Raw genomic sequence first — 7,009 nt, forward strand, 5'->3', positions numbered from 1 at the left:
TAGCTTATACTCACGGGATTTAGTATGACTCCCGAAAACGAAAACCTCATACCTCACCATTAAGATAAGTGCTATATGCTACTTCAGCGATTTGGTTTTTTATTGCGTCCTAGTGGCGATATCGAGATCGAGCGGGGGATTCGGACTTTATTAGCCATCACAGTACCGATTATTATCGGTGATATTTTAGATCGGTCAGAAGTGGGGTTAATGGTCGGTTTAGCGGCTCAAATCTTGATTTTAGCCGATGTGGGGGGACTTTACTGCCTGAGAGCGAAAACCCTAGTCGCTACGACTATCGGGATGGCTCTAGCTTTGATTATCGGCACATTAGCCAGTGCTTGGCTAGGATTGACCGTGGTGATAGTTTTTTGCGGGTTGTTTCTAGCGGGTTATTTGACAGTTTACGGGGAAAATGGGGCGTTAGCTGGGGTAGTAATCAGTTTATTGCTGCTTTTTGCTGTTTCTCTACCATCGGGAGATATTATCGTCGCTTTACAACGGGCCGGAATCGTTGTGTTGGGAGGGGGATGGACAATTTTTTTGGCCCTGTTTATCTGGCCTTTTCGTCCTAATCAGCCTTTACGTCAGGTAACGGCGGAAAATTTTCAGGGTATCGCCACCTATCTCCGTTCTTTGCCTTTACACTCTCGTTATAATGCTCATGAGGAGCCATATTTTGACCAAATTCGCCAACTGTTGCTCCGTTCGAGGAAAACTGTCACCTTGACGCGTCGGGGACGTTGGGGAAAGAATGAGCTGCGGGAATTGTTAATCGTCTTGATTGAAGATAGCGATCGCATTAATACCAGCTTAATTGCGCTGCGAGAATTGCTTCATCTTCATCCCTTGCCACAACTGACCACGGTGGGTATTTTATTAGAAGATATTCTCGTGCAAGTGGCGGAAATTAGCGAAGATATTGCCTGGTTAATTTTGGGTAGAAATAAACGACCGGATTGTGAGCGTTTGCAGCTATTACTCAAGGCGATCGAGCAACAAAAAAACCTGCAAGCTAAAGTTTTAGAAAACGCCCAGGATGATTATAGCAGTTATGTGGCAATTTCGCAATTAAATAATCGTTTAAAAAAATTATCTAAACAGCTAAAAATAGCCAGTGAAACAGCGCAACATTTGAGGCAAAGCGAAAACTTTTCCGATCAAAAAAATCCCTGGCAGCGGAGCTTTGAAGGGATAGAAAAAGAGTACAGTCAAGAAAAAGCTTGGTGGGAACCCTTAAAATCTAATTTTAATCTAGAATCGCCCCTATTTCGCCATGGTTTACGCTTGGGTTTGGGAAGTGCCGTAGGAGTCTTGATTTACAATAAGCTAGGAATTACCCATAGTTTTTGGATTGGTTTAACCTTAGTTATTGTGTTAAAACCAGATTTTAGCCTGACTTTTCAACGCTTTTTTAATCGGGTGTTTGGCACGATTTTAGGCTCGTTTTTTGTTTTGGCACTGTTGCCAGTTATAGATAATCCGATCTGGTTAGAAATTATTGGAGTGATTTCTATAGCGATCGCTTTAGCTTTGGTGCGATTTCACTATAGTTTGGCAGTATTTTTTATCACAATTTTTGCTTTAATTATCAGTCGTCTCGATGCCAGCAATGACGGGATTAATTTAGAGTATATCAGAATAGTTTATACTTTAATTGGTAGTGCTTTAGCTTTTGTACTTTCCTTCGGTTTTTTACGGGTTAATGAAGATGAACGTTTTTCCCTCGCTGCCATTAAAGCATTAGAAGCTAATCAAGTATATTTTCAGTCAGTTATGGCAGTTTATTTAGGAGAATCATCCTATCAAACTGCAATTTTATCTTCCCATCGCAATAAAGCTCGACGAGCAAATACAACTATGCAAACAGCACTACAAAGATTAATTGATGATCCTAGCACACCTTTTCCACAAATGGAACCGGCAATAACTTTAAGTAATTATATTCCTCGTTTTGGTCGCGGGGTGACAGTTTTATTGACGGAATTGGAACAATATCGCGGTAGTCCTCCCCATCCTGATCTGAGTCTATTCACGCAACAAATAACCCAAGCTTTGACGCAATTAACCCAAGCTTTGCAAGCAAATAATCCTCCTTCTCTCTTACCTCCCCTCGAAGATACTTTAGAAAATATCCTCGATCATTTGCAAGAATTGCGAGAGGAAAGGTTAGTGGAAATTGGCCATCAGAAAGAGGGAACTAATCTCCAGAAATATTTAGGGGATTATAATATTGTCACCACGGAACTTGTGGAATTATCCAGTCGTGTTGGGGTAATGAACACAGCAATTGATCGTTTTATTAGAAGTTAAAATTTAGTTATAACAACAGAATTTAACAGTCAGGAGGAAAATCGATTAACTTCGATAATTTCCGTATATTCAAAATTATTAGGACTGCGTTTCACCAGAGAATAATCAACACCATGAAGATTAATTAAATCCTCTTGACAATCTGCTTTCGGAGAATTATAAACTAACACATATTCTTTACCAATATAGGGAGAAATCTCGGTTTCTACTTCTCCTCTCCATTGAGTTTTTGTCACTAAAACAACTAACTGATTGGCTAATTTAGGAATAGCGATCGCAACTTGCCGACGATAGATATGATCAAGACTACCAAAAGGGGAATCCATCACCAGAGGAAAAGTGCTGCTATCAATTCCCATCAAAGTATTTTTCTGACTCCATTCTCGCACTCGATCGATAATTCCCCCGATAAAAGATAAGCTGAGAATCTGATTTTCTCCGGTGGAAGCTGCTACGGGAATCGCGAATCCTGTGGTATTTTCTAATAGTCTTACCTCGTAATCGGGACTAATACGGGGAATATAGGGAGTAAAAGAAATTGAGCTAAAGATTTCCTGTACCCGTTTTTCTAAGGACAAACGAAACTGATTTTCTAATCTCTGTCTTACCTCACTAATGCGATTAATTGCCTCTTGAGTCGCTAAAATACGTCGTTGTCCTAAATTAGATTTTTCCTCTTTTTGTTGCTGTTTTTGTACCTGCTTTTGCAGGGATTCTAACTCTTTTTCATAGATATCTAGTTGATTTTTATTGCTACCCTGTTCCAATCGTAAATCTTTTAGGGAATCCTCGATCGCATCTAAGCGAGATTGCAGATTTTTAATATCTTCATCGGGATAATGGCGAAATTTATCCCGCACCTCATCTAATTCTGATTCTACTAAAGATAATTCTAAGCGCCACTGGTGAATATTAGCTTGATAATTATCCACTTCTTGCCAAAAATCTAAGACCCTTTTATCCATTTCTTTGACTGTGGAAGATAAGCGAATGGCCGCTTCTTCCACATCGGCCATTCCTGCTTTGTTCATCCAGTCTTGTACCTCTAAATAAGCTTGGCTATTTTCCTGTAATTCCTGGCCACAAATACATTTTTTCCGCTCTAATAATTGTTGGACAAATTGCTGTTTGATACCACTGGGTAATTCCCCTTGTTGTCGTAGGCGATCGATTAATTGCTGAAAATTTTGATTAATTCCTTTTAAAAAGACTTGATAAGCTTGCTGGGAAATTAATTTCTTTAACTTATCCTTAGTTCTGACTAAATCTTGCCGCAGATTTCTTTCCTGTTGTTCTAATTTTTCTTTTAACTGTTTTAATTCCTCGGCACCACTTAACTCTAATAAGCGATTAGTCACGGCTTTTTTTAATTCTTCCTGCTGGGATAACTGGTTAATAATATCCTGCTGACGCTGTTTTAATTTCTCGAAATCCTGCTCAATTTTACTTTCCTGTTTTAATAACTTTTTTAAATCCGATTCCCCTAAATCTTTAAGCTCATCTTGTAAAGATTTTTTGGCTTTTTTTAAATGCTCGATCGCTCGATCTAATACTTTAACTCCCAATAATTCTTTTGTATCCTCGGCGATTTTACCTTGGCTACTACTGCGGAATTGATGATCGATATATTCCCCATCAAAAAAGAAATAACGGTGTAAACTTTCGGGTAAAATTTGATTAATAATATCCTCTGGTGGTTGATTGGGTGTGTACCAATTGCCATCATCACCAGCGTAGAGCATATATAAACTATTTGAACCGTATTTAATTTTGCTATTTACATCTTGGTAGGCGAAAAATTTTCGTTTTACCTGATAGCGTTTATTTTCATGTTCAAAGTTTACTTCTGCGGAACATTCTATGGAAGTTCCCGTGGTTACTTCCGTAATTGCCCGTTTATTAACTAATAACTCTGGTTCGGCAAAAGCTGCTGTAAATTTTTCATAAAGAACCCAGGTACAAGCATTTAAAATTGTTGTTTTTCCCGCCCCATTATTGCCATAAATTACCGTCGTATTGCGAGAATTCGCCGCTAAATGTATCTCAGGAGTCTTACCATAAAATTGTCGAAAATTACATAACTTTATTGATAGTAGTTTCATATTTAGATAGAGGGGATGATGGGGAAGTGGGGAAGTGGGGAAGTGGGGAAGTGGGGAAGTGGGGAAGTGGGGAAGTGGGGAAGTGGGAAGTGGAGCATTTGGATGAAATTTCCCTAAACCCCTAAATCCCTATCACCCTATCACCCCAAAACCCTATCACCCTATCTCCTGACTCCTGATAACTGATAACTGATTATTGGATTACTTCTTTAATAATTGTTAAAACATCATCATTGATATTACGAGGATTGCGCTGGTATAACTTATCTCTTTCCAATTTTAAAACTCGATCGATGATTTTTCTTACATCTTCAGGAGCGTTTAAAATCGGTTCTTGGATATTTTGGAGATTATTATCAGAATTAGTCATAGGGCAGATTTTTTAATATTTACAGATGCTGCATTTCCAACAAAATCCCTGCCGGGGTACGTTAATCTATTACTAACGCACCCTCAGCCTCTATTGTTTCTCTAGACGAAACTTAAATAGGGTAACTTTTGGGCGGTAGATTGAATCAGATCGAGATTTTGTAAAAGCTGTCCGCAGGTATCCCAACCCCCTTCTATTAACATCTGTCGGGAACCTTCATTCATAGAGACGGTAGCGACAAAATCCCCCCATTCCACTGTCATGGTTGTCAAAGAAAGATCGACGGGAATTTCGGGATTAGCTGCAATTAAATCCTGTAAATGGGTGATGGTTTTAGCCTCGGCAGTGACACAGGGAACCCCATTAGCGATACAATTGCCAAAAAATATTTCGGCGAAACTTTCCCCGATAATTGCTTGAATTCCCCAACGTAAAATCGCTTGCGGTGCGTGTTCCCGAGAAGAGCCACAACCAAAATTACCATTGACTACCAGAATTTTCGCTCCTTGGTACTGGGGTAGATCGAAAGGATGACTCCCCTGTAAAGCCGCTCGATCATCAGCGAACACTTGTTCGCCTAAACCTTCAAAGGTGATACAACGCAAAAAACGAGCCGGAATAATGCGATCGGTGTCAATATCGTTGCCTCGCAAGGGTAAAGCTCGTCCGGAGATGGTTTTAACTTGACTCATGATCTTTTTCTAACTTTTACTAGCAGTAACAAAAAAAGTGGTTGCATCTTGCCATACCCCCTGATCGGTGGCATTTTTCTCGATTTCTCGGCGATAATTGTTCACTAGAGTCGCAATTTCGGCAGCCGATAGGCGGTCGAAAGGGTTATGCTGAGGATAAAAATACTGCCCATACCAGAAGTTTTTGGCGGTTTCTAGGGGCAAATATCGACCTAGTTGTTCGACATTGACCGATATATTGGTAAATCCCGCATTTTCCAGCAATTGATGGCATTTTTCTGGGGTGGCGATGGGAGTGTGCAGATTAGGCAACTCAAAACCATAGGTTTCGCGACAAACACCACTGATCAAGGGTAGGAAGTGGGATTCTAAATTATTACAGGAAAAAGCGATCGAACCGCCTTTTTTTAACCATTGATACCATTTTGCCAGCACTTGCGGGATATCGGGGAAAAGTGCGATCGCCAGAGAACAGGTAATCAGATCGAAACTAGACTCGGCAAAGTCAATGGCAGCTATATCGGCGTTAATCAGGTCAATATTCTCGATATTTAATGCTTCTAGCTTTTTTTCGGCTCTGGCAATCATTTCTGGCGTGAAATCAACCCCGATGACACTTTTCACTTTTGGGGCAATTGCGACCGCAATAAATCCCGTTCCCGTTGCCACGTCTAGCACAGATTGGCTTTTTTGTAAATAGAGATAATTTACTAATTTAAGGGCGCGAGCTTGTGTAAAATCGTTATCGTAATCGTGACGAAGGGCATAAAAATCAATCACTTGACGCTTATAATCGTTGATCATCTTCTCTATTGCCCAATTATCGACAAAGACTGACCCAATTGACTTAAATTAAGAGCATGGCCGCCGGTAACTAGATAAACCGCGTCTGCTATTGTGCCAATTCTACGACAGAGATCGCCTAAACGATCGCGAAACAGACGACCGAGGGGATAAGCGGGAACCACACCCCAACCGGTTTCTTCCGCTACCAGAATAACATCAACCGCCGCGTTTTTGAGGGAATACAAGAATCGATCGCTAATTTCTAACCATTCAGCTGCCGACATTTCTAAACAATTGGCTACCCAAGTACCGAGGGAATCGATCAATAAACAGTGAGTAAATGGACTATTATCAATAGTTTCGCTTAATTGTCGGGGAATTTCTTGGGTTTGCCATTGGGGGGAACGTCGCTGCCGGTGTTTTTCAATGCGATCGCACCATTCTTGATCTTTTTCATCCACCGAGGAGGTGGCGATATAAATAACGGGTTTTTGGCTGATTTTGGCTAAATATTCGGCCCATTCACTTTTCCCAGAACGGGCGGCCCCTGTAACTAGGATAATTTTTTCATCCACGATCGAGATTTTGGCAAATAACTAAAGTATATAGGGTCTGCTGAAAAAGTTTGTTGGTGGGGGCAGGGTGTGGGGTGTGGGGTGTGGGGTGTAGGGTTTTACCGATTTTGAGGTAGTCAGTTACCTAATTTTCAGGGAAAAAGTACCTGAATTTTACCCCCGATCCCTCCA

6 protein-coding genes are annotated in these 7,009 nt (G+C 40.6%); 1 reads left to right on the forward strand and 5 read right to left on the reverse strand.

The genetic code is table 11. The features are described from left to right. Nucleotides 1-75: 75 nt before the first annotated feature. A complete protein-coding gene (locus IM496_RS00700) occupies nt 76-2,313 on the forward strand; it encodes an FUSC family protein (protein WP_194018051.1) in 2,238 nt (745 codons plus the stop codon). 29 nt (nt 2,314-2,342) lie between these two features. Here IM496_RS00700 and IM496_RS00705 read toward each other — a convergent pair whose 3' ends face one another. The 5 genes from IM496_RS00705 to cobU all read right to left on the reverse strand — a co-directional run bounded on the left by IM496_RS00705 (nt 2,343) and on the right by cobU (nt 6,838). Then, nucleotides 2,343-4,415, reverse strand: coding sequence for an AAA family ATPase (locus IM496_RS00705; protein ID WP_287660953.1), 2,073 nt, complete (start codon nt 4,413-4,415; stop codon nt 2,343-2,345). 193 nt (nt 4,416-4,608) lie between these two features. After that, nucleotides 4,609-4,785, reverse strand: coding sequence for a hypothetical protein (locus tag IM496_RS00710; RefSeq protein WP_002740601.1), 177 nt, complete (start codon nt 4,783-4,785; stop codon nt 4,609-4,611). Between the two features lie 101 nt (nt 4,786-4,886). After that, nucleotides 4,887-5,477 carry a 3-isopropylmalate dehydratase small subunit gene (gene leuD / locus IM496_RS00715; RefSeq protein ID WP_002740602.1) on the reverse strand — a complete coding sequence of 197 codons (591 nt, stop codon included), beginning with the start codon at nt 5,475-5,477 and terminating at the stop codon, nt 4,887-4,889. Between the two features lie 9 nt (nt 5,478-5,486). Beyond that, nucleotides 5,487-6,281, reverse strand: coding sequence for a class I SAM-dependent methyltransferase (locus IM496_RS00720; RefSeq protein ID WP_287660954.1), 795 nt, complete (start codon nt 6,279-6,281; stop codon nt 5,487-5,489). 5 nt (nt 6,282-6,286) lie between these two features. Beyond that, nucleotides 6,287-6,838, reverse strand: coding sequence for a bifunctional adenosylcobinamide kinase/adenosylcobinamide-phosphate guanylyltransferase (cobU, locus tag IM496_RS00725; RefSeq protein WP_002773073.1), 552 nt, complete (start codon nt 6,836-6,838; stop codon nt 6,287-6,289). Nucleotides 6,839-7,009: the final 171 nt, after the last annotated feature.

Source organism: Microcystis sp. M049S2, from assembly GCF_020245625.1.
Taxonomy (GTDB): Bacteria; Cyanobacteriota; Cyanobacteriia; order Cyanobacteriales; family Microcystaceae; genus Microcystis; species Microcystis ichthyoblabe_A.

Bases quoted from the DNA above. Each gene is read 5' to 3' on its own strand.
- IM496_RS00700 (WP_194018051.1), top strand. From the start codon at position 76: ATGCTACTTCAGCGATTTGGTTTTTTATTGCGTCCTAGTGGCGATATC.
- IM496_RS00705 (WP_287660953.1), bottom strand. From the start codon at position 4,415: ATGAAACTACTATCAATAAAGTTATGTAATTTTCGACAATTTTATGGT.
- IM496_RS00710 (WP_002740601.1), bottom strand. From the start codon at position 4,785: ATGACTAATTCTGATAATAATCTCCAAAATATCCAAGAACCGATTTTA.
- leuD (WP_002740602.1), bottom strand. From the start codon at position 5,477: ATGAGTCAAGTTAAAACCATCTCCGGACGAGCTTTACCCTTGCGAGGC.
- IM496_RS00720 (WP_287660954.1), bottom strand. From the start codon at position 6,281: ATGATCAACGATTATAAGCGTCAAGTGATTGATTTTTATGCCCTTCGT.